A 21872-nucleotide genomic window follows, 5' to 3' on the forward strand; every position below is an offset into this window, starting at 1 on the left:
ACTGCTTATTTGACAGTCACGCGGGCAAACTTGCGCTTGCCGACCTGATAGACGGCGGTACCGGCACCGATGAGTGCCTTGCCATCTTCCAGCTTCTCGCCATCCACCTTGACCGCGCCCTGCTTGATCATCCGCAGCGCTTCGGAGGTGGTGGCCACCAGATCGGCCTCTTTCAGCAGGTTGGCGATGGCCAGACCTTCGCCTTCCAGAGCCAGCTCGATTTCCGGCATCTCGTCCGGAATGGCGTTCTTGGAGAAACGCTGGGTGAAATCTTCGTGGGCCGCTTCAGCCGCCGCTTCGTCGTGATAACGGGCGATGATCTCTTTGGCCAGCCAGATCTTCACATCGCGCGGGTTGAGGGTACCGGCAGCGATGCCTGCCTTGAACTCTTCAATTTCAGCCAGCGGGCGGAAGGAGAGCAGCTCGTAGTAGTTCCACATCAGATCGTCGGTGATGGACATGATCTTGCCGAACATCTCGCCCGGAGCGTCGTGAACGCCGATGTAGTTGCCTGCGGACTTGGACATCTTCTTGACGCCATCCAGACCAACCAGCAGCGGCATCATCAGCACGCACTGGGTCGCCATGCCGGCATCTTTTTGCAGCTCGCGGCCCATCAGCAGGTTGAACTTCTGGTCGGTACCGCCCAGCTCAACGTCCGCCTTCAGCGCGACCGAGTCATAGCCTTGCAGCAGCGGATAGAGGAATTCGTGAATCGCGATGGATTGGCCGCCGGTGTAGCGCTTTTTGAAGTCGTCGCGCTCCATCATGCGGGCCACGGTCTGCTTGGCCGCCAGCTTGATCATGCCAGTCGCACCCAGCTCGCTCAGCCAGGTCGAGTTGTACTCGATGCGGGTCTTGGCGGGGTCGAGGATCTTGAACGCCTGCTCGGCATAGGTGAGGGCGTTATGCTTGATAGCCTCTTCGGAGAGCGGCGGACGGGTAGCGTTCTTGCCGGAGGGGTCACCCACCATGGCAGTGAAGTCACCGATCAGCAGGATCACTTCATGGCCCAGATCCTGGAAGGTCTTCAGCTTGTTGAGGATCACGGTATGACCCAGGTGAATGTCAGGGGCGGTCGGGTCCATGCCCAACTTGATGCGCAGCGGGCGCCCTTCCTTCAACTTGGCGACAAGTTCTTCTTCAACCAGAATTTCTTCCGCTCCGCGCTTGATCTCGGCTAGCGCCACCTCGAGCTGGGACATTTTTTGACTCTCCATCACGATTCCACAGGGCCAAACATATTACTGGAATGGCGGGCCAATTGGAAAGGCTGTAAAATCCGTCCATTCTGCCCGACTTCATCTGCTTCTCATGGTTATTTGGCACGCCTTCAACGCACTCCCCCACTGGCACCGCAAGATGGTGCTGATCTTGAGCATCATGATCATGATGCTGGCTGCCTGGCCAAGCGAGCAGGCGGTGGCAACACGAGTCGATGAAAACGGCAACGAAATTGCCCTGCGGGAACCGGCCAACGACAACGCGCTAAACAACGAGCTGCCAGCCGAGGCCGCCCAGCCCGTTACCCCGCCCAAGCCGCGCTATATCACCAAGCAGGTGAAGGTGCGCCGTGGCGACAACATGGGGGTGATCTTCCAGCGCATTGGCCTGAGCACCACGGATCTGCACCTGATCGACCAGCTCGAGGGCAGCGATCCCCTGCGGATGCTGCAACCGGGGCAGGAGCTCACCTTCAAGCTCACCGAGAACGGCGAGCTGCACAGCCTCTATTACCCCCACAGTCTGGAGCAGGCGCTCAAGGTGAGCCGCAAGGAGGAGACCTTTGTCGCCCGCAACGTCAAGATCGCCCTCGACACCCGCGAACAGGTGAGCAAGGGCGAGATCCGCTCCAGCTTCTGGGGCGCGGCGGTGGATGCGGGGATGACCGAAGATCAGATCATGGACTTGGCCGCCATCTTCGGCTGGGACATCGACTTTGCCCAGGACTTGCAGCCGGGGGACAGCTTCCGGGTGGTCTATGAAGACAAGTTCCGCGACGACGAGCGGGTCGCCTCCGGCGATATTCTGGCCGCCGAGTTCGTCAACCAGGGCACGGCCTACCGCGCCGTGCTCAATGAAGATGGCAACTACTACACCCCGGAAGGCAAAGCCATGCGCAAGAGCTTCCTGCGTGCGCCGGTCAACTTCAAATACATCAGCTCCAACTTCAACCCGCGCCGCCTCCATCCGGTGACCGGCAAGATCCGCCCCCACAACGGCATCGACTATGTGGCGCCAGTGGGCACCCCCATCATGGCGGCGGGCTCAGGCAGCGTGGTGGCCGCCGGTTACAACCAGTTCAACGGCAACTACGTCTTTATCAAGCATGCCGGCAACTATGTGACCAAGTACCTGCACCTCTCCAAACGCACCGTCAACAAGGGACAGCGGGTGAAGCAGGGGCAGACCATCGGCACTCTGGGTGGCACCGGTCGCGTCACCGGCCCGCACCTGCACTACGAGTTCGTGGTGGGCGGCATTCACAAGAACCCGCGCACCCTCACCCTGCCGCAGGCAGAGACCCTGAGCGGACGCGAGCTGGCCAACTTCAAAAAGCTGGCGATGCCGCAACTGGCCAAGCTCGACAGCCCCGAGCTGCAGCTGGCCCAGAACAAGCGGGATAGCCGCGGCAACTAAGCCATCAGGGCTGGCGGGGTAGCAGCCCCGCCAGCCCTTTTTATTTTGCCTGCGCATGGCTCGGCGCCATGCTGCATCGGTGTCGGGAAGCGGACTATCCCGACCAGCGAGTGAGGAGAGCCAATGGCTGAACGCTATATCGGATTGATGTCAGGCACCAGCATGGACGGTATTGACGCCGTGCTGGTGGTGATCGACGGGGATCAACTGCGGGTCGAGGCGGCCCTCAGCCACCCCTGGCCCACCGCCCACGAGCTGCATGAGCTCTGTACCCCTAGCGACAACGAGATCGATCGCATGGGGGTGGCCGACAATCTGGTGGCGCGCGAATTTGCCGCCGCCACCCACGCCCTGCTGGCCAAGACGGGCCTCACGCCCGCCGATATTCGCGCCATCGGCAGCCACGGCCAGACCATCCGCCACCGCCCCCAGCTTGGCTTCACCCTGCAGATCGGCAACGCGGCCCTGCTGGCGGCGCTGACCGGCATCGATGTCATCGCCGACTTTCGCACCATGGACATGGCCCTCGGCGGTCAGGGGGCCCCGCTGGTGCCCGCCTTCCATCAGGCCTTCTTTGCCCGCCCCGGTGCATTGCGGGTGGTGCTGAACCTCGGCGGCATCGCCAATATCTCGGTGCTGCCGGGCCATGCCAACGGGGTCTATGGCTTCGATACCGGCCCGGCCAACACCCTGCTCGACGGCTGGTATCGCCGCCATCACCCCAAGGGGACCGGTTACGATGCCGGCGGCCAGTGGGCGGCCAGCGGCAAGCCAATCCCGGCCCTGCTAGAGAAGCTGCTGGCTCACCCCTATTTCGCCGCCCCCGCCCCCAAGAGCACCGGGCGGGAGATGTTCACCCTGGCGTGGCTCGATGGCGAGCTGGCTGGCCACCCCTATGCTGCGGCGGATGTGCAGCGCACTCTGCAGGCGCTCACCTGCCACAGCATCGCCCGCCAGCTGCCTGCCCCGAATGAGGCGCAAACCCGTCCCGAGCTGTTTGTCTGCGGCGGCGGCGCCCATAACGCCCCGCTGCTGAGCGAATTGGCCAGCCTGCTGCCCGCATGGCGCATCGCCAGCACTGCCGAACTTGGCATTGCGCCCGACTGGATGGAAGGCGCAGCCTTTGCCTGGCTGGCGGAGCGCTTTATCAAGCACAAACCCGGCAACCTGCCCGCCGTCACCGGCGCCAGCCGTCCGGCTGTGCTGGGTGCTCTCTACCCCGCACCCTAGATATCCCCCAGATATGCAAATGACGACAGCCCCGATATGGGGCTGTCGTCATGTCACATCATGAACAGTGGCACTTTGGCCAACACCCGTTGTTACATGGCATTGGTGGATTCAAAAATTTTGTCGGCGGACGCTTCGACAAAGCCCGGATAGAGCACGCCATCAGGCTGCGGGTAGCGCAGGGCAAACTCGTAGAAGCAGCTCGGGATGGTACGCACCCCATCGCTGAACGGCACCTCTGCTTTGTCGGCCATGGTGGAGGATTGCTCCAGCATCACCTGCGGGTCCCCTTTCACCTCGCCACCCACGCTGTTGAGCACGAAACCCGCCGTCTTGAGCGCCGCATTGACCTGATGGATGGTGTCAAAATCCTTCAACTTGTTGATATTGACCGTGAAGTGGTTGGCACGATAGCCCCATGCCGCCATCCAGGCCGCGTACTCACTCTCCGCCAGCAGAGTCTGATAATCGGCATAGGAGACCTGCCAGGGGGCACCGGTGTAGAGAAATGCCGGGGTATCGGTCAGATGATCGGGCACCTGATCCGCCAGCTTATGGATAATGGCCTGTGCGCCTGCGGAGAGTTCTTCGACCTTCAGCTCACTGATAAACACCTTGGGAGCGTCCGGATCTTTGTGCTCAAAGTGCTTGGCGTAGAGCTTCTTGGCCTTGAAGACGTACTCGCCCTTCTGCTCGTAACCGAGCGCCAGGAAGTGGGCGGCCAGCTTCTCCAGCCCCAGCTTTGGCAGGTTATAGGTACGAAACGCCACGTGATCGTTGACGATGGGCTCGCCGCCACCCAGCAGGGTGTGCACCTTGAGGGCACTCGGAGTCACCTTGATGTAGTTGTCCCACAGATGGCTGAACAGAGTGTCGATATCCTTTTGCATCTATCTTTCCTTTGATTGCGGGTACGAAACGGGGCCCCGATGGGTGCCCCTTGTAGTTGTCCGTTTAGAAGAAGAGGCCCGGCGAGAGCTGCTCCGGCATAGCGGCCTTGCTGTCTTCGACCGACGCAACCGGATAAGCACAGTAGTCAGCAGCGTAGTAGGCGCTCGCCCTGTGGTTGCCGGAAGCGCCGATACCGCCAAACGGCGCAGCACTGGAGGCACCGGTGATGGGCTTGTTCCAGTTGACGATGCCAGCGCGGATCCGCTTGAAGAAGTGATTCCAGTCCGCCTCCTTGTCACCCAGCAGACCGGCCGAGAGGCCGTAGCGGGTAGCGTTGCCCTGATCGATAGCGGCATCGAAATCATCGTAACGAATGAGTTGCAGTAGCGGGCCGAAGTACTCTTCGTCCGGCAGCGCGCTCACTGAGGTCACGTCGATGATGCCCGGGGAGACAAAGCCGGTGCCCGCTTTCAGGTGCTCAAGCACCTGCAGGCTCTCGCCGCCCAGCTGTTGCAGGTTGGCTTGTGCCTCGACCATGCCAATCGCAGCTTTCTCGCTGATCATTGCCCCCATAAACGGCTGTTCGGCGGCGTCGTAGAGGCCGACCTTGATCTTGCCTACCACCTCGACCAGTCGTTTGACCAGCGCATCGCCACGCTCACCGCGCTCGACAAACAGGCGACGGGAGCAGGTGCAGCGCTGACCGGAAGTGATGAACGCCGACTGGACAATGGCATGGACGGCGCCGTCGATGTCGCTCACATCTTTCACGATCAGCGGGTTGTTACCGCCCATCTCCAGCGCCAGAATTTTGCCCGGCTGGCCGGCAAACTGTTGATGGAGGAAATGGCCGGTGCGGGAGGAGCCGGTAAAGAAGAGGCCGTCGATATCGGGATTGCCCGCCAGCGCCTTGCCGGTCTCGACCTCCCCTTGCACCAGATTGAGCACCCCCTTGGGCAATCCGGCCTGCTGCCACACCTTGACCATGGCCTCGGCCACCATGGGGGTCAGCTCGGAGGGTTTGAACACCACGGCGTTACCCGCGATCAGGGCCGGGACTATATGGCCGTTGGGCAGATGGCCCGGGAAGTTGTAGGGGCCGAACACAGCCACCACGCCGTGGGGCTTGTGACGGACAAACGCTTTGGCGCCCGGCATGGCATTTTCAACGGTGCCGGTGCGCTCGTCGTGGGCACGAATGGAGATGGCAATCTTGCCCTGCATGGCGGCTACTTCAGTGCGGGTCTCCCACAACGGTTTGCCGGTTTCGCGGGCGATGGTCAGGGCCAGCGCCTCTTTCTGCTCGCCGAGCAGGTCGGCATAACGGCGCACTATGGCCAGACGATCTTCAAGGCTCATATCCGCCCAGTTGTAGAAGGCGGCACGGGCGGCCTTGACGGCAGCATCCCCTTGCGCCGCACTGGCGGCAGCCCCCTGCCAGATCACCTCGTTCTTGGCCGGATCGGTTGACTCGAACGGCTTGCCTTCACCGGCAAGCCACTGACCGTCGATAAATTGCACTAACTGGCTCATCCATTCACTCCCTGTCGCTGGCAGGCAGCCTCGGCTGCCTGCCTGATAATCGGTTTGCTTGTCCTGTTTGTCTCAGTCGAGGTCGACCACCCGCACCATGTCGCCATCCTGTACCTTGAGTGCCGCCGCCATCTTGGGCGGGATGATGGCTTCGTGCTTGTCGAGATCGACCCGGATATTGCCGTAGCAGGCGCGGTAATGCTCGAAACGGCTGTTGCAGATAAGGTGGGTCTTGCCACCGATGGGCTCGCCCACCAGCACCCGCAGTTTCTTGCTGCGGCGCACGCTGCGGATATTCTTCACGTCGCACTCGACGGTGGGGCCCGCATCGAAAATATCGACGTAGCCACGGTTCACGAAGCCCTCGTCCTGCAGCATCTTGATGGCCGGGCGAGTCTTCTCGTGGGTCTGACCGATAACGGCCCGCGCCTCTTTGCTCAGCAAATTGACGTAGATGGGGTACTTGGGCATCAGTTCGGCGATAAAACGCTTCTTGCCGATGCCGGTCAGATAGTCGACGGTGGGAAAATCCATCGAGAAGAAGTGGGTTTGCAGCCACTCGTAGAAGGGGCTGTGACCGTTGGCATCGGAGACGCCGCGCATTTCGGCGAAGACGGTCTCGTCAAACAGCTCGGGGTGCTCGGCCATAAACAGAAAGCGGTGCTTGGAGAGCAGGCGGCCGTTGAGCCCTTCGCGGGCACATTCGCGCAAGAACAGGGTGCAGAGCTCGGAGTTGCCGGTGTAGTCGTTGGAGAGAGTCAGGGTTTCAACGACGTTGTAGATGCCGAGCTTGGGAGAAGAGTGCACCACTTTGCCGATGTGGTAGTTGTAAAACGGCTGGGAGAGGCCAACCGCGGCATCGATGGCACAGGTGCCGACCATCTCGCCGGTCTCCAGATCCTCAGCCACGAAGAAGTAGAGGCAGTCCCCCTTGCCGGCGGGCTTGTCGGAAAAAGTCTGGGTAGAAGCATCGATCTTGCGCTGCAGCAACTCATCGTTGACGGGCAACGAGGTCATGCCGGTGCCGGACTCGATGGCGCAGGTCTTGAGCCCGGCAAAATCTTTTTGCTCGATGGGACGGATAACCAACATAAATGACAACTCCCTTTCATTGACGACAGGTGGGGGCCCGGCTCCTGCCGGGAGAGCTCCCCACCTCAATTTGGAATCAGGCGTTGACCACCTGGGCAACCGCCTTCTCGAAGCGGGCCAACCCTTCCTTGATGTCCGCTTCCGGGATCACCAGTGAAGGGGCAAAACGAACCACGTTGGTACCGGCAACCAGTGCCATCAGCCCCTGATCGATAGAGGCCAGCAGGAAGTCGCGGGAACGCCCCTTGAAGTCCTCGCTCAGAGCGGCACCCAGCAGCAGCCCCTTGCCACGCACTTCGCTAAAGCAGTGGTATTTGGCGTTGATCGCCTCAAGCCCATCGCGGAACAGCTGTTCGCGCCGCTTGACCCCGTCCAGTACCTCGGGAGTATTGATCACGTCGATCACTGCCTCGGCGACCGCACAGGCCAGCGGGTTACCGCCGTAGGTAGAGCCGTGAGTGCCCACTTTCAGGTAAGAAGCGATTTCGTCGGTGGTCAGCATGGCGCCGATGGGGAAACCGCCCCCCAGCGCCTTGGCGCTGGTGAGGATGTCCGGCGTGACGCCGAGCCCCATATAGGCATAGAGATCACCGGTCCGGCCGACCCCTGACTGCACTTCGTCATACACCAGCAGGGCATTGTGTTTGTCGCACAGCTCGCGCACCCCTTTGGCAAACTCGTCGGTAGGACGAATAATGCCACCCTCCCCTTGCAGCGGCTCCATCACCACGGCGCAGGTGTTGTCGGAGATCACCTCGGCTAGTGCCGCCAGATCGTTGTAGGGAACATGGGTAATGTCACCGGGCTTGGGACCGAAGCCATCGGAGTAGGCAGCCTGGCCACCGACGCTGACGGTAAAGAAGGTACGACCGTGGAAGCCCTGATTGAAGGCGATGATCTGGGTCTTCTGCTCGCCAAACTTCTCGATGGCGTAGCGGCGAGCCAACTTGAGGGCAGCTTCATTCGCTTCGGCGCCGGAGTTGCAAAAGTAGACCTTGTCGGCAAAGGTGGCCGCGACCAGCTTCTTGGCCAGACGCAGGGCCGGTTCGTTGGTCATTACGTTGGAGAGGTGCCACAGCTTCTCGCCCTGGGTTTTCAGAGCCTCGACCAGCTTGGGATGACAGTGACCCAGGCCGTTAACGGCGATACCACCGGCGAAGTCGACATACTCGCGCCCCTCCTGATCCCAGACACGTGACCCTTCACCACGCACCGGGATGATCTTGGCGGGCGCATAGTTGGGAACCATCACTTCATCAAACACTTCACGTGTCACTGCCAACAACTCTGACATATAGCTCTCCTTCAGATTCGGCGACAGAATAATCCACCGCCTAAAAGTTAAATCCGTGTAAACGTGACGGGATTATCACAGAAATAAAGTAAAAAGTCTGTAACAAGACGACCTATGAGGAACAATGTTCGATTGACCTTGAGATTTTAGGCAACCGCATTGCATAACGACTCAGGGGGGCTTGGCAAGAGATAATTTGGGCTGGAAGGGGGCTGAATAAAGTGTCAGAGAAATATTTTTTACCTTCTTTCAAACTTGAGAAGGTGATCACAAATTTTTATGAACAGGACAGAAAATTGGCCAGCAGCAAATGGCCCTGTTCGCTCAAAATACTCTCCGGATGGAACTGAACACCCTCGACAGGAAGTGTCTTATGGCGTAATCCCATGATTTCGTCAAACGAGCCATCGGCATGCTCGCTCCAGGCGGTGACCTCGAAGCAGTCGGGCAGCGTGTCGCGCTCCACCACCAGTGAGTGATAACGGGTCACCCGCAAGGGATCCTTTAGACCGTAGAATACCCCTTCGCCGCGATGGCGAATCAGGGAGGTCTTGCCATGCATCACCTGACGCGCGCGAACCACGCGGGCACCAAACGCCTGCGCCAGCGACTGGTGGCCAAGGCAGACGCCAAGAATGGGTAGCTTGCCGGCGAAGTGGCTGATGGCATCGAGAGAGATCCCCGCCTCATTGGGTGTACAAGGACCGGGAGAGATCACCAGAAAACGGGGGGAGAGCTGCGCTATGGCATCAAGCGTCAGTTCATCATTGCGCTTGACCACAACCTCTTGTCCCAGGGCGCCGAAATATTGCACCAGATTCCAGGTAAAAGAGTCGTAGTTATCGATCAACAACAGCATGAGATAACCAACAGTGGAGAATTAACGATCGAGATAACGACCCTGTTCCATTTCCCGTTCACGCTGACACTCGGCCAGATAGATGGCTGCAGCGATGGCAGCAGTCTTGTGATGTTTATCGATGGCATTGGAGACCATCAATTGCAGGGTATTGAGGTTTTTCGCCTTGCGGAACTTGCGCAGCCAGTGACCTTTATCACTCAGCTCTTCAATCGAAATATTTGGTTGAACAGACATGCGTACTCTTGGGGATATAACCCGGGTTGAAATAAAGAATTAAACAAAATACAACGTGGGAAAATAAAGAAAGCCAGGCAAATACCCAGCTCTCTTCTACTACACCTTCCCAGTATGTCAGGCTCGAGGAACGAAGCCGACTACATCATATACGCTGGTCAGGGTTTTTTCAGCTCTTTCACGCGCCTTTTGTGCCCCTTCGGCAAGAATCGCAATCAGATGGGCCTCATCCTGACGCAACTCGTGGAAACGAGCCTGGATCGGTTCCAGCAGCGCAACCACGGCTTCGGCGGTCTCGGTCTTGAGGTGACCATACATCTTGCCTTCGAAGTGCTGCTCCAGCTCGGGGATGGAGCGGCCAGTCACGCCGGACATCAGGGTCAGCAGGTTGGAGACACCCGGTTTGTTTTCCGGGTCGAAACGCACCACCGCCGGCTCGTCGGAGTCAGTCACCGCACGCTTGATCTTCTTGACGATCTGCTTGGGATCTTCCAGCAGGCCGATGAAGTTGGCCTCGTTGTCATCCGACTTGGACATCTTCTTGGTCGGATCCTGCAGGCTCATCACCCGCGCCCCTTCGGTCGGAATGAAGGGCTCCGGCATGGTGAACACTTCACCATAGAGGTTGTTGAAACGGGTACAGATGTCGCGGGTCAGCTCCAGATGCTGCTTCTGGTCGTTGCCGACCGGCACCTGATTGGCCTGATAGAGCAGGATATCGGCTGCCATCAGCACCGGATAACCGAACAGGCCGACGTTGACGTTGTTCTCGAAACGGGCGGACTTGTCCTTGAACTGGGTCATGCGCGACAACTCACCCATCTGGGTATAGCAGTTGAGGATCCAGCCCAGCTCGGCGTGCTGCGGCACGTGAGACTGGATGAAGACAGTGCTCTTCTTGGGATCGATACCGACCGCTAGATAGAGGGCGGCTGCGTCCAGACAAGCCTTGCGCAGGGCAGCCGGGTCCTGACGAGTGGTGATGGCGTGCAGGTCGACGATGCAGTAGAGGCAGTCGAACTCATCCTGCATGTTGACCCACTGACGCAGGGCCCCCATGTAGTTGCCGATGGTCAGTTGACCGGAGGGTTGCGCCCCGCTCAATACGATTGGTTTAGTCATGAGAGTGTTAATCCTTGTTATTCAGCCAGCCCAGCTGCGCTATTAGACCAAAAGTGCATCGAGCTGGGCAAACTGCTCGAATACCCAGTCTGGATGGGAGTCGGCAATGGGGCGGCCATAGTTGTAACCGTAGGTCAGGCCCACCACCTTCATGCCGGCCGCCTTGGCCGCCAGCACGTCATTTTCGGAGTCGCCCACCATTAGAGTGCGAGCCGGGCTCACCCCCAACTCCTGGCAAGCGTGCAGCAATGGCTCCGGGCTCGGCTTCTTGACTGGCACGCAGTTGCCGCCAAGCCAAAGTTCGAAACAATCGCTGATGCCAAGGGCATCGAGGATGGGTGCCACGAAATCACTCGGCTTGTTGGTGACGATCGCCTGCTTGTAACCCAGGGTTTGCAGGCGACGCAGACTCTGGGCAACCCCGTCATACATAGCCAGCCCTTGCAGCAGGCAGGCGTTGTAGTGCTGGAAAAAGATCGGTCTGGCCTTGGCAAACAGCTCGGGGTCAGCCTCGCGATAGGCGAGCGCCCGCTGGATCAGCTTGTCGGCACCATTGCCGACCCAGGTACGGATCACAACTTCATCAGCCTGTGCCAGACCGAGGTCTGCCAGAGTCAGATTGACTGCCAGCGCCAGCTGGGCGGCACTGTCAATCAGGGTGCCGTCCAGATCGAACAGCACCAAATCAAATGCGCGCTCAGCGTGTGACATGAGCCAGCTCCGCACGCATCTTGTCGATCACCGCCTTGTAGTCAGGCTGGCTGAAAATGGCAGAGCCGGCGACAAACATGTCGGCGCCCGCTTCGGCGATTTCACGGATATTGTCGACCTTCACCCCGCCATCGATCTCGAGGCGGATATCGCGGCCGCTCTCGTCGATCAGACGACGCACCTGACGCAGCTTGTCGAGGGTGCCGGGGATAAAGCTCTGGCCACCGAAGCCCGGGTTGACCGACATCAGCAGGATCACATCCAGCTTGTCCATCACATACTCGAGGCAGGAGAGCGAGGTAGCAGGATTCAGAACCAGACCCGCCTGGCAGCCCATCTCCTTGATCAGGCCCAAAGAGCGATCAACGTGATCGGACGCTTCCGGATGGAAGGTGATGAGGGAAGCACCGGCCTTGGCAAAATCGGGAATGATGCGATCCACCGGCTTGACCATCAGGTGCACGTCGATGGGGGCCTCGATACCGTAGTCACGCAGCGCCTGACAGACCATGGGGCCAATGGTCAGGTTGGGGACATAGTGGTTGTCCATCACGTCGAAGTGAACCACGTCGGCACCTGCAGCCAGTACCTTGGCTACATCGTCACCCAGACGGGCAAAATCGGCAGAGAGGATCGAGGGGGCAATCAGAAAGTCTTTCATCAGCATCATCCATTGGCAGCCAGGGAGAAAAAGCGGCGCAATTTTAACGTAAAAGGCGGGCGAAAACGACTCGAATGCGGGGTAAATGGGGCAATCGCCTCCCCTCCCCCAGCCACCTAGGTTTTGGGGCATCGGCACGGGCCTAGGCGCGCCCATAAAAAAACGGCGCCCCTGGGCGCCGCATGGTCTGTTACGTCAGCGGCAGCAGTTCACTGTCGCTGGGATAGTAACCCTGCTCAGGTTCGATTCCGGGGGGATAGAGCGCCAGCAACTCGGCCACCTTGTTGCGGGTGCCGCCGTTGCGACTGATGGTGCGCTTGACCAGGATCTCGTCGAGGCGGGCACCGCGATAAAGCTCACGAGTCAGCTCGATATCATGGTTGCTGATCAGCACCGGCACCCCTTTGTGAGCGGCTGTGTGACGGGCCAGTCGCGCCAGGATCGCCTGATCATCCAGGGTAAACCCGCCGGAGGCATAGGTGGTGAAGCTCGCCGTAGTGGAGAGCGGCGCATAGGGTGGATCACAATAGATAACCCAATCCTCTTCGGCACGCTTGATGGCGTCGGCGTAGCTCTCGCAGATAAAGGTCGCCTTCTGCGCCTTTTCGGCAAAGGCCCACAGCTCTTTTTCCGGGAAATAGGGCTTCTTGTAGGAACCGAACGGCACGTTGAAGCCGCCCTTCTTGTTGTAGCGGCACAGTCCGTTGAAACCGTGACGGTTGAGAAACAGGAACAAGAGTGCCCGCTCGAAGGTGGTCTCGGTCTGATTGAACTGGGTACGCAGCCGATAATAGGCCGCCTTGTGGTTGTGCTCTGCCACAAACAGCTTGCGCGCCTCGGCAATGAAACTGTCCGGCGTCAGCTTGAGGTGGTTGTACAGGCAGATCAGATCCGGATTGATGTCGTTGAGCACATACGCGTCGTAGTCGGTGTTGAGAAACACAGACCCGGCCCCGACGAAGGGCTCCAGCAACACACGCCCGGCCGGCAGGCGCTCGGCAATCTCTTCAACCAGGGAGTATTTTCCCCCGGCCCATTTTAAAAAAGCGCGTGTTTTTTTCATGGAAATCCGGTGTGTAAGAAGGCAAGACCCAAAAAGGGGGACGATTCTACCCCCTTATCCGGTATCAAGGCTATTGCTTCAGCTCTTTTTGTACCTGTGCAAACGACTTGGGCCAGGGCTGGCCTTTCAGCAAGGCTGGCGGAAGCTTGCGAATGGCACTCTTGGCCTGGGTCAGACCGGCATAATCTCCTTGCAGCACCACATACCAGGGACTGCCACGGAATTTGGTCTGATAGACCCATACCTTGCCCGCCAGACTATGCTCGGCGACAAATTGATCCACCGCCTTGGTGTTGCTCGCCCCCATCAGCTGAACGCTGTAGTGGTTGCGCGGCTTCTTGTTCAAGGTGGCGACCGGTGTCAGGGCCACTTTGGGTGCGGGCGCGGCAACCGGCTCGTTGCTGGCTGTTTTGGTGGTAGCAACAGGCGTTGCGGTTGTCGCCGGATTCAGTACTTTGGAGGTACTGGCTGGCACCGTGGTTGCGATTGCACCACTGGGGGCTGTGCCACTCGGGTTCTTGCCGGTCAGCTCGTCCACCACGTCAGTAGGCAGAGCGCCGCTCACCTTGGGTTCGGTCATCAGCTTTTGCACGACCTCGTCAGAGATCACCACCCGACGCCCTTCGTAATTGGTTGATTCGGTGGTCACGGTTTCGCTCTCCACCGATTTGGGAAGCACTTTCGCCTCCGGCTGCCAATCTTTCACTACCCCGTTGGGATTGTTGGCTGCATCGCGGTTTTGCGCGCCTTGTGCAGCGGCATCGGTATTCGAACCGCCTGCGGTGAGGGGATCGCCTCCCGCTACCGGGATCGGCAATGCCGTGTTCTGCGCCGGATCCTGCAGCGCCGGTTTGCTTTCATTGTCAAACAGCGCAGGCAGCAGGTAGCTCAACGCCAGCAGGCCGCCAGCGACCAGCGCGATAGCGGTGGCAATCTTCTTGACGGGCAACTCCGCCTGACGCTTCTTGGGCCTTCTGTCGGTCATGATATCCTCCAGTGACTGCATGATGGTGGACGGATGTCCGTTCGCCGTTTTCAGGATCTCCTCCACTTGCGGCTTGGGCAAGAGGGTCGCCGGGATCTTGAGCTCTTTGGCTTTTTCATACAAGAAGATGCGCTGCTCCGGCGGGCTCAGTGGCGGCACTTCCAGCTCAAGGGCTGGCATGGCTCGCCCTTTGAGCTGCGGCCGTTGGGTACGACACCAGACGTCACTGCCCGAGACGATAATGGCCAGCTGATGGGGCGCCGCCAGGGTATCGTTATGACGGATGATCGCCCACAACTCTCCCAGCAGGTCGGCCGGCAACTGGTCGGCCCGCTCTATCAGTAGCAACAGGGTGGCAGGCTTGCTCCCCTCCAGCATGCGAAAGAAGCTCTCCGCCAGCGCATCCTGTGGATTGAACAGCGGGCGCGCCACCACCTGTGGCAGCAACAGCTGGCGCACATCCACCATCTTCATGGCAGGCGTACCAATCAGGCTTACCACCCGCACTTTTTCCGGCAACACGCCGAGCAGGGATTCGCACAGGGTACCGCGACCACAACCGGGTTTACCGGAGAGAAAAATGAAAGGGTGATTGAATTCAATCAGATGCAGCAGCCGGTCAACCAGCTGCCGCTGGGAAGGAAGTTTTAGCAGTTTATTCGTCACGACCAGACTCGATCACCGCCAGCAACTCGGCATCGGACACATCCCCCACCACCTGCGCATGGCCGATGCCAACCGGCAACACCAGACGCAGCTTGCCTTCCAGCACCTTCTTGTCACGGCGCATATGGCGAATAAAGGCGGCGAAATCCATCTCGGCAGGCGCATGAATGGGCAGATTGGCGGCCAGCAGCAGGGCGCGCACTCGCGCAACGTCCGCTTCGCTCATATCGCCACGTGCCTGCGCAGTCCAGGCAGCCAGCATGGTGCCGGCGGACACTGCTTCACCGTGCAGCCAGTTGCCATACCCCTGCTCGGCCTCGATGGCATGACCAAAGGTGTGGCCCAGATTGAGCAGCGCACGGACGCCGTGCTCGGTCTCATCCTGACCGACCACATCGGCTTTGATCTCGCAGCAGCGTTTGATGGCGTAGGCCAGCGCGGCAGGTTCCAGCTGTTGCAGACGCACCATGTTCTGCTCCAGCCAACTGAAGAAATCAGCATCCCAAATGATGCCGTACTTGATCACCTCGGCCATCCCTGCGGCAAATTCGCGGGCTGGCAAGGTACTCAGACATTCGGTATCGATAACAACTTGTTTGGGCTGATAAAAAGCCCCAATCATGTTCTTGCCGAGGAGGTGGTTGACCGCGGTTTTACCGCCAACAGAGGAGTCAACCTGGGAGAGCAGAGTGGTCGGGATCTGGATAAAAGGAATGCCACGTTGATAGCTTGCTGCCGCAAAGCCCACCACATCCCCGATCACGCCGCCCCCCAGAGCGATCAGTGTCGTATCGCGCCCATGGTTGGTTTCAAGCAGAGCAGACATGATCTGCTCAAAGGTCGCCAGGTTCTTGTACGCCTCGCCGTCGGGCAGAACAAGGTGTTCCACCTGAAAATCCGCCAGCAGGGAAGTCACTTTCTCAAGATAGAGCGGGGCGACGACCGTATTGGTCACTATCATCACCCGCCTGCCCTTGATGCTTGCTGCCAGCACCTCGGGGTGCTGTAGCAAACCGGCAGCTATCTCGATGGGATAGCTGCGCTCACCCAGTTCAACCTTCAACCGTTCCATGGACGTCCTCTTGATTACATACCGATCAGCTTCACAATCTGATTGGCAACGATCTTTGCGCTTTGATCATCTGTCTGGATAACAAAGTCAGCCACTTCTTCATACAGGGCGTTGCGCTCTTGTGCCAGACGCTCAAGCACCTCACGCGGCGGCTCTTCAGTCTGTAGCAGAGGACGGCGTTTGTCTCGCTGTGTACGCGCCAACTGCTTTTCAATGGTGGTTTCGAGGTAGACCACGATGCCACGAGCAGACAACTTGTTGCGGGTTTCCCGGCTCTTGATGGCTCCACCACCGGTTGCCAGCACGATACCCTGCTGCTCAGACAATTCGCTGATCACCTTCTCTTCGCGAATACGGAAACCCTCTTCGCCTTCAACATCAAACACCCAGCCGATATCAGCACCACTGCGGCGCTCAATCTCATGATCTGAGTCGAAAAACTCCATATGCAGTTGTTCTGCCAGATGTCTACCTATGGTGCTCTTGCCCGCACCCATGGGACCTATCAGGAAAATATTGCGTTTCTCAGCCATGTTTTTTCGTTAGTAATTACAAACCGTACGACCCCGATAAATACTGGATCGGGGTACCTATGAACCTTATCTTGCGATGGATCAGGAGGGGGATTATCTCAATAGATATCGGGACTGGCAACCGCAGCCCTTACGCCCCAGCCTCATTGGGGCGTAAGGTTATATGTGTTTTACCTTCACATGTAAAGCCTTCAGAAGGCGTCGGTGACTATCTTGGGGGTCACGAAAATAAGCAGTTCACGCTTTTTGTTCTCGCTGGTGGTCTTGCGGAACAGGGCGCCCAATCCGGGGATATCACCCAGCAAGGGCACCTTGGTCACATCGCTTTTGATAGTCTGCTGATAGATGCCGCCCAGCACCAGTGTCTCGCCATTGTTAACCAGTACCTGCGTCGTGATGGACTGGGCGTTGATGGAGACTGCATCACCGGTACCGGTCGGTACGGTTTCGCCCTTGGTATCCTGGGTCACGGTCAGGTCGAGGATCACCCGGTTGTCAGGGGTGATCTGCGGCGTGACTTTCAAGCTCAGTACCGCCTTCTTGAAGGTGACCGAGGTTGCACCACTGGAAGAGGACTCCACATAGGGGATCTCGGTACCCTGTTCGATCAACGCCGGTTTCTGGTTCGCAGTGGTCACCCGCGGACTGGCGATAATCTCGGCCTTGCTCTCTTTTTCCAGCGCAGACAATTCAAGGTCAAGCAGGGTTCCATCGGCCAGACGGGCAACCTGGAATGCCAAGGTACCGGCAGCATTGGTCACCGGCAGATTGACGTTCATCCGATTATCGACCGAGGGTCTGGTAATCGTTGAACTACCGTCGTTATTACCGGACGAATCATTCCCTTCAATAGAGCCTGAAGTGCTGTTGCCGTGACCATCGTTCTTGGTCACTCCCCAACGTACCCCGAGCGCTTCATCGAAACCGTCATCGATGGTCACCATACGCGCTTCGATCACCACCTGCTTGACCGGGATATCCAGAATATCCAGCATCCGCTTGATACTGCTGATAACCTCAGCCGTATCCTTCACAACCAGCACGTTGGTCCGTTCATCCACACTCACCGCGCCACGTGGCGATAGCAACTTGGTACTCTCGGATGAGAGCAGAGCAGCCACTTCGGATGCTTTTGCATAGTTGATCTGCATATATTCGGTATATAACTGGGCCAAATCAGCCACCTGATTCCGGCTCTCCAGCTGCTGTTTCTCCCGTGCCGCAATCTCTTCAGCCGGAGCAACCAGCAGGATGTTGTTATCAAGCCGCTTATCCAGACCGCGCACTTTTAAAATGATGTCGAGCGCCTGCTCCCAGGGCACGCCATCCAGACGTAGTGTCAGATTGCCTGCCACAGAATCGGTAGTAACCAGATTGAGGTTGTTGAAGTCAGCGATAAGCTGCAACACGGTTCTAACCGGGATATCCTGGAAGTTCAATGAGATGGGCTTGCCCTGATACTGCTTTGAAGACGCAGATGCCGCCGTGCGTTTTTTCACTTCGATAATGAACAGTTTATCAGCCTGATCGTAACGGTAATCAAACTGGCCATTAACCGACAGCTCAAACAGGGTATCGTTGCCCTGCCGGGACACCTCAACCTGAGAGACCGGTGTCGCAAAATCCTGCACATTGATCAGATTAAGCAAACCATCAGGCACGCGAGTACCATGAAACTTGGCCAGCACAGTTTGACCGCGGCTGCTCACATCGACGGCAGCCGAGCTGTTGTCAAGTGTGACCAGAAACTCCCCCTGACCATCCTTGCCACGACGAAAATCCACCCCGGTCACCGAGTTGAAATAGGCTCCACCGCCACTGTTCTGATAGCTGCCGAGCAGTGGTTTGCTGGCAGCAGGCGTCGCAACAGGAGGGGTTACCGGTGCAACAGGCATTGACTTGGCAACAACCTGAGAATTGAGCAGTGCCGAAGGAGCTGGAGTGGCCACCATGGCTGAGGAAGCCGTTGCGGCAGGTGCAATCAGGGCGCTTTCGCCATTAATCAGAGCTGATGAGGTCCCTTCACCAAGGGAAACCAGCAATTTATTACCCTGTTGCTGCACCTGATAGGGAGCCAGCTGATCGAGAGCGATCTTGATATCAAGGCCTGCCCCCTTCCCTTCCACCTTGATGTTGTCTACTCCCTGACGCTGAATAGGCAGCGGGTTCACCTTGAGTGCGCCCACAGCACCGGGGACATGCAACAGGAGCTGGTTAGGTTGATAGGAGAGACGATCGGTAAAGCCACTCACAGGCTCGCTGAAGCTGAGCTCCAGTTGCAACTGGTCTGCCAGCAATGGATTAACTTTTATCTCTTGCAAGGTTGCCACTGCCCACGCCTGACCAAAGGCACTGGCGCAAAACAGCAAAGCCACTTTTGTTACACTGTCTATGGTTGTTCTCATTGCTGTTCGTCCCTGATTATTGTTTTTCTTGCATATTGGCCATCGCCAACTGGGTTTCTCTTGTTACCCAGCACCCCTTCCCGTCCGGAATGGTTTCCAGTAAATCCACTGCCGTAGGAGTAATCTTGATGACTCTACCCTGATCGAGCCCCATATACTGGTTGAGCCCGACCCGTATTGATTTTCCATCAGGTGTGCTGATCAGGGCCCACAACTGCCCGGCCTTTCCCAAGGAGCCGTGCATTGACAAGCTGGCGAGAGAGTAGTTTTCCAATACCTCTTTTTCTCTGTCCATCATAACCTGTGCGCAATCAGGCTTCACCTGGGCACTATTCGCGCGCCCGACACTTGCTTCTGGTTGCGGCATCATGAAGGGGCTACGCAGATCGCGTTGTTGATAGTGCATGGGGGAAAACGGCTTCAACTGGGGTAAGGGTTCAATAGGTACAGGGGGTCTTGCCTTGGTTTCGGCAATATAGGAATCCATCTCCTCCTGACCACCACAGGCCGTCAGCAAGAGGGCAGGTAACAACCAGCAGATGCGTCTCATTGTTTCTGCTCCACTGTTTTACCGTTGTACTTGTAGGTTTTGGCCAGCATCGACATAGCAATCAGGTCTCCCTCATCCTTGCTCTGACTCAAGGTAAAGGAGTCGAGTATGACGATACGAGGCAGGGCTGCCATATCTGCCGTAAACTTGCCGATCTGATGATAATTACCTACCACCTCGATCCGCATGGGCAATTCGGTAGAAAACTCGTGCTTGACCTCCGGTTCCCAGTTGATGCGATTGAGTTTCAAGCCATTATCGGTGGCAATAAAACTGATATCGTCCAGCAAACCGGCGACCTCATGGGTATTGGGCAGCTGCTTGAGCTGGGTATCGACCAGTTGCTCGAGCTGGATCATTTGTGCCTTGTAGGCGCCCAAATTGGCTGCCAGCATCGCCTTGCTTTCAAACTGGCCTTTCAGCTCCGTCTCTCTGGCGCTCTCTTTGGTCAGATTGCCTAAGGAATTGGCAATCACGTAGTAATAAATAGCGCCACCAGTCAACACACAGCACAGCAGGATAAAGACAGCTTTCGCCCATTTTGGCCAGCTCGCGATGTCATTCAGATCAAGCTCGTTGAGTTGCTGAAGGTTCATTTGCTCTCCTTGGCCATATCCCCGGCAGCAGCGGTATTATTGGCAATCAGGAACATCATCGAGAATTGACTCAACGATACCGGCGCGACCTCCGCTGCAAAAATGGTGCTTATTTTCGACTGTCCCAGCCAGCCGGAACCATCGATTCGACGCATCATGCTGGCCACTCGACCATAAGCTTCTGTCTTGCCGTTGACATCGATAATATTGTTCTGCAACGAGAGGGTATTGAGGTAAACCCCATTGGGTACCAGAGAGGGCAGCTGGTTGAAAAGACGAACGGGCACATTTCGACGCATTTGGAGATGTTCGATGAGTTGCATCCGATCGATCAGCTCCTTGCGACGTTCTTTAAGCAGGCGGATTTCTCCCAGTTGTGCATCCAGGATGGTCATCTCCTGAACCAGACGCTGATTACGCTGCTGCTGGGCGGCAATCTGACGCTCGACCAGCCAGTTGGCAAAGAGGCTCAGTGCGACAGTGACCAACACGAAAAGCCCGAGCAGGGCACCGAACTGTTTCTTTTGCCGCTGAGCACGAGCCTCGCGCCAGGGGAGAAGGTTTATATTTGACATGGTGTAAAACTCCTCAGAGCCAACCCGAATGCCGTCATATATTTAGCGCCATGTACCAGATCAACCTCTCCTTTCGGTTTGCCAAACAGGGCGAACAAATCCGGATGAAACACCTCGCAGTTGGCTTCCTCTTTTACCTGTACCAACAAGCCAGGCAGCAAGCTGCCTCCCCCGGTCAACACCAGTTTGGCTATATCGCGATAACCTGACGAGCTACAAAACAGCTGGATATTGCGCCGCACCTGTTGCAACAGCGAGTTGATATGTGGCATCAACACGTCCAACTCATGGTCAACAGGCAAGGTGCCTTTGGTCTTGGCTTGCTCAGCTTCATCGAGGGTCATGCCATAAAAAGAGGAGAGCGCCTGGCTATATTGATCACCGCCGAAATTCTGCAAGCGCGAGTAGATCACCTCTCCCTTGACCAAGGCTGCGAAGGTCATGGCACTGGCGCCAATGTCGATCACCCCGATCGGTCGCTCACTCTCCTGCAACTCGGGCAAACAGGCCACAACGGCCCGCCCCAAGGCATGGGCTCCCACATCCACTACCTTGACGGCAATGCCAGCCTCAGCGAGAGCGCTGACCCGGCCATTGACGCTCTCAGTACGGGCTGCGCTCAGCAGGACATCCTGACGATCTTCACTGGCGCTGGTGTCCAGCACCTCAAAATCGAGGCTGACTTCATCGAGGGGAAAGGGAATGATCTGTTCGGCCTCCAGCTGCACCTGACTCTCCAGCTCCTTGTCACCAAGGCGAGCATCAATCTGGATGACCTTGGTGATCACGTTGGAGCCGGTCACCGCTGTCGCGGCATAATCGCTGTGGCCAGAGATAAGGCGCTTGAGGGTTTTCAAAGATGGGCTGACCCGCTCGATATCCTGTAGCTGGTAATCAACCAGCGTACCTTTCGGGGTGGCGACCTCGGCAACAGATTCAATATGCAGCTTGCCGGGACGACCAGTGAGGGTAACGGCCTTGATGGTCTGGCTACCGAAATCAATGCCCACCAGGGGGAGGAGGGATCCCTTATTAAATAGCCCAAACATATACACATCCATGCGTTATTGGGTTTTATACCTGAATTGAGTGTAGGACACTCTAATCAGATGAGAGCTTGATCCATCCTAAATGCTCTAACTATCAATGTCATAAAG

Annotated in this window: 21 protein-coding genes; 2 read left to right on the plus strand and 19 right to left on the minus strand. The window is 57.7% G+C overall.

Annotated features, from left to right (window positions below; translation table 11 throughout):
* Positions 1–5: 5 nt before the first annotated feature.
* Entirely contained in the window at positions 6–1205 is a 1200-nt protein-coding gene (gene tyrS / locus G5179_RS05610) for a tyrosine--tRNA ligase (protein ID WP_005347884.1), read from the minus strand.
* A 109-nt stretch (positions 1206–1314) separates the two neighbouring features.
* On the opposite strand from tyrS, the gene G5179_RS05615 reads away from it, so the two are divergent.
* The gene (locus G5179_RS05615; protein WP_216953070.1) at positions 1315–2640 is read left to right on the plus strand and encodes a peptidoglycan DD-metalloendopeptidase family protein; all 1326 of its coding nucleotides are present in this window, start codon (positions 1315–1317) and stop codon (positions 2638–2640) included.
* Positions 2641–2763: 123 nt separating this feature from the next.
* Positions 2764–3870, plus strand: coding sequence for an anhydro-N-acetylmuramic acid kinase (locus tag G5179_RS05620; protein WP_421258028.1), 1107 nt, complete (start codon positions 2764–2766; stop codon positions 3868–3870).
* A gap of 92 nt (positions 3871–3962) precedes the next feature.
* Here the strand turns inward: G5179_RS05620 and G5179_RS05625 are convergent, their stop codons facing one another.
* The 18 genes from G5179_RS05625 to tapM all read right to left on the minus strand — a co-directional run bounded on the left by G5179_RS05625 (position 3963) and on the right by tapM (position 21764).
* The gene (locus G5179_RS05625) at positions 3963–4760 is read right to left on the minus strand and encodes a DUF1338 domain-containing protein (protein ID WP_216953068.1); all 798 of its coding nucleotides are present in this window, start codon (positions 4758–4760) and stop codon (positions 3963–3965) included.
* 64 nt (positions 4761–4824) lie between these two features.
* Complete coding sequence (astD, locus tag G5179_RS05630) at positions 4825–6294, minus strand: succinylglutamate-semialdehyde dehydrogenase (protein WP_216953067.1); 1470 nt, start codon at positions 6292–6294, stop codon at positions 4825–4827.
* Between the two features lie 72 nt (positions 6295–6366).
* Entirely contained in the window at positions 6367–7386 is a 1020-nt protein-coding gene (gene astA / locus G5179_RS05635) for an arginine N-succinyltransferase (RefSeq protein WP_005334994.1), read from the minus strand.
* A gap of 76 nt (positions 7387–7462) precedes the next feature.
* Entirely contained in the window at positions 7463–8680 is a 1218-nt protein-coding gene (locus G5179_RS05640) for an aspartate aminotransferase family protein (RefSeq protein ID WP_216953066.1), read from the minus strand.
* 277 nt (positions 8681–8957) lie between these two features.
* On the minus strand, positions 8958–9539 hold the full coding sequence (locus G5179_RS05645; protein WP_216953065.1) for an aminodeoxychorismate synthase component II: 582 nt from the start codon (positions 9537–9539) through the stop codon (positions 8958–8960).
* A 21-nt stretch (positions 9540–9560) separates the two neighbouring features.
* Positions 9561–9776, minus strand: a complete 216-nt coding sequence (locus tag G5179_RS05650) for a hypothetical protein (protein WP_216953064.1) — start codon at positions 9774–9776, stop codon at positions 9561–9563.
* Between the two features lie 117 nt (positions 9777–9893).
* Positions 9894–10898, minus strand: a complete 1005-nt coding sequence (trpS, locus tag G5179_RS05655; RefSeq protein WP_005362251.1) for a tryptophan--tRNA ligase — start codon at positions 10896–10898, stop codon at positions 9894–9896.
* A gap of 42 nt (positions 10899–10940) precedes the next feature.
* Positions 10941–11609 (minus strand): phosphoglycolate phosphatase, encoded by a 669-nt coding sequence (locus G5179_RS05660; protein WP_227342109.1) that lies wholly within the window; start codon positions 11607–11609, stop codon positions 10941–10943.
* On the minus strand, positions 11596–12270 hold the full coding sequence (gene rpe / locus G5179_RS05665) for a ribulose-phosphate 3-epimerase (protein WP_005335006.1): 675 nt from the start codon (positions 12268–12270) through the stop codon (positions 11596–11598). The genes G5179_RS05660 and rpe overlap by 14 nt, the downstream gene beginning before the upstream one ends.
* Positions 12271–12460: 190 nt before the next feature.
* Positions 12461–13333, minus strand: coding sequence for a Dam family site-specific DNA-(adenine-N6)-methyltransferase (locus G5179_RS05670; RefSeq protein WP_005335008.1), 873 nt, complete (start codon positions 13331–13333; stop codon positions 12461–12463).
* Positions 13334–13403: 70 nt separating this feature from the next.
* The gene (locus G5179_RS05675; protein ID WP_421258029.1) at positions 13404–14984 is read right to left on the minus strand and encodes an SPOR domain-containing protein; all 1581 of its coding nucleotides are present in this window, start codon (positions 14982–14984) and stop codon (positions 13404–13406) included.
* Positions 14974–16056 carry a 3-dehydroquinate synthase gene (gene aroB, locus G5179_RS05680; RefSeq protein WP_421208787.1) on the minus strand — a complete coding sequence of 361 codons (1083 nt, stop codon included), beginning with the start codon at positions 16054–16056 and terminating at the stop codon, positions 14974–14976. The genes G5179_RS05675 and aroB overlap by 11 nt, the downstream gene beginning before the upstream one ends.
* 14 nt (positions 16057–16070) lie before the next feature.
* Entirely contained in the window at positions 16071–16589 is a 519-nt protein-coding gene (aroK, locus tag G5179_RS05685) for a shikimate kinase AroK (RefSeq protein WP_005347909.1), read from the minus strand.
* A gap of 191 nt (positions 16590–16780) precedes the next feature.
* Positions 16781–18994 carry a type IV pilus secretin PilQ family protein gene (locus G5179_RS05690; RefSeq protein WP_323912610.1) on the minus strand — a complete coding sequence of 738 codons (2214 nt, stop codon included), beginning with the start codon at positions 18992–18994 and terminating at the stop codon, positions 16781–16783.
* 16 nt (positions 18995–19010) lie between these two features.
* Positions 19011–19544, minus strand: coding sequence for a pilus assembly protein PilP (locus G5179_RS05695; RefSeq protein WP_216953060.1), 534 nt, complete (start codon positions 19542–19544; stop codon positions 19011–19013).
* On the minus strand, positions 19541–20140 hold the full coding sequence (tapO, locus tag G5179_RS05700) for a PilO family type IV pilus biogenesis protein TapO (protein ID WP_216953059.1): 600 nt from the start codon (positions 20138–20140) through the stop codon (positions 19541–19543). Before tapO ends, G5179_RS05695 begins: the two co-directional genes overlap by 4 nt.
* Complete coding sequence (tapN, locus tag G5179_RS05705; RefSeq protein ID WP_216953058.1) at positions 20137–20715, minus strand: PilN family type IV pilus biogenesis protein TapN; 579 nt, start codon at positions 20713–20715, stop codon at positions 20137–20139. The genes tapO and tapN overlap by 4 nt, the downstream gene beginning before the upstream one ends.
* Positions 20703–21764 carry a PilM family type IVa pilus assembly protein TapM gene (tapM, locus tag G5179_RS05710; protein ID WP_302055918.1) on the minus strand — a complete coding sequence of 354 codons (1062 nt, stop codon included), beginning with the start codon at positions 21762–21764 and terminating at the stop codon, positions 20703–20705. Before tapM ends, tapN begins: the two co-directional genes overlap by 13 nt.
* Between the last annotated feature and the right edge of the window lie 108 nt (positions 21765–21872).

The organism is Aeromonas sp. 600886, assembly GCF_049174935.1.
In the GTDB taxonomy this organism is placed as follows: Bacteria; Pseudomonadota; Gammaproteobacteria; order Enterobacterales; family Aeromonadaceae; genus Aeromonas; species Aeromonas veronii_A.

Coding starts and splice junctions, on each gene's coding strand:
- G5179_RS05625 (WP_216953068.1), bottom strand. CDS start 4,760: ATGCAAAAGGATATCGACACTCTGTTCAGCCATCTGTGGGACAACTAC.
- tapM (WP_302055918.1), bottom strand. CDS start 21,764: ATGTTTGGGCTATTTAATAAGGGATCCCTCCTCCCCCTGGTGGGCATT.
- rpe (WP_005335006.1), bottom strand. CDS start 12,270: ATGAAAGACTTTCTGATTGCCCCCTCGATCCTCTCTGCCGATTTTGCC.
- tapO (WP_216953059.1), bottom strand. CDS start 20,140: ATGAACCTTCAGCAACTCAACGAGCTTGATCTGAATGACATCGCGAGC.
- tapN (WP_216953058.1), bottom strand. CDS start 20,715: ATGTCAAATATAAACCTTCTCCCCTGGCGCGAGGCTCGTGCTCAGCGG.
- G5179_RS05650 (WP_216953064.1), bottom strand. CDS start 9,776: ATGTCTGTTCAACCAAATATTTCGATTGAAGAGCTGAGTGATAAAGGT.
- G5179_RS05670 (WP_005335008.1), bottom strand. CDS start 13,333: ATGAAAAAAACACGCGCTTTTTTAAAATGGGCCGGGGGAAAATACTCC.
- aroK (WP_005347909.1), bottom strand. CDS start 16,589: ATGGCTGAGAAACGCAATATTTTCCTGATAGGTCCCATGGGTGCGGGC.
- astD (WP_216953067.1), bottom strand. CDS start 6,294: ATGAGCCAGTTAGTGCAATTTATCGACGGTCAGTGGCTTGCCGGTGAA.
- trpS (WP_005362251.1), bottom strand. CDS start 10,898: ATGACTAAACCAATCGTATTGAGCGGGGCGCAACCCTCCGGTCAACTG.
- G5179_RS05620 (WP_421258028.1), top strand. CDS start 2,764: ATGGCTGAACGCTATATCGGATTGATGTCAGGCACCAGCATGGACGGT.
- G5179_RS05690 (WP_323912610.1), bottom strand. CDS start 18,994: ATGAGAACAACCATAGACAGTGTAACAAAAGTGGCTTTGCTGTTTTGC.
- astA (WP_005334994.1), bottom strand. CDS start 7,386: ATGTTGGTTATCCGTCCCATCGAGCAAAAAGATTTTGCCGGGCTCAAG.
- G5179_RS05640 (WP_216953066.1), bottom strand. CDS start 8,680: ATGTCAGAGTTGTTGGCAGTGACACGTGAAGTGTTTGATGAAGTGATG.
- G5179_RS05660 (WP_227342109.1), bottom strand. CDS start 11,609: ATGTCACACGCTGAGCGCGCATTTGATTTGGTGCTGTTCGATCTGGAC.
- tyrS (WP_005347884.1), bottom strand. CDS start 1,205: ATGTCCCAGCTCGAGGTGGCGCTAGCCGAGATCAAGCGCGGAGCGGAA.
- G5179_RS05695 (WP_216953060.1), bottom strand. CDS start 19,544: ATGAGACGCATCTGCTGGTTGTTACCTGCCCTCTTGCTGACGGCCTGT.
- G5179_RS05645 (WP_216953065.1), bottom strand. CDS start 9,539: ATGCTGTTGTTGATCGATAACTACGACTCTTTTACCTGGAATCTGGTG.
- aroB (WP_421208787.1), bottom strand. CDS start 16,056: ATGGAACGGTTGAAGGTTGAACTGGGTGAGCGCAGCTATCCCATCGAG.
- G5179_RS05615 (WP_216953070.1), top strand. CDS start 1,315: ATGGTTATTTGGCACGCCTTCAACGCACTCCCCCACTGGCACCGCAAG.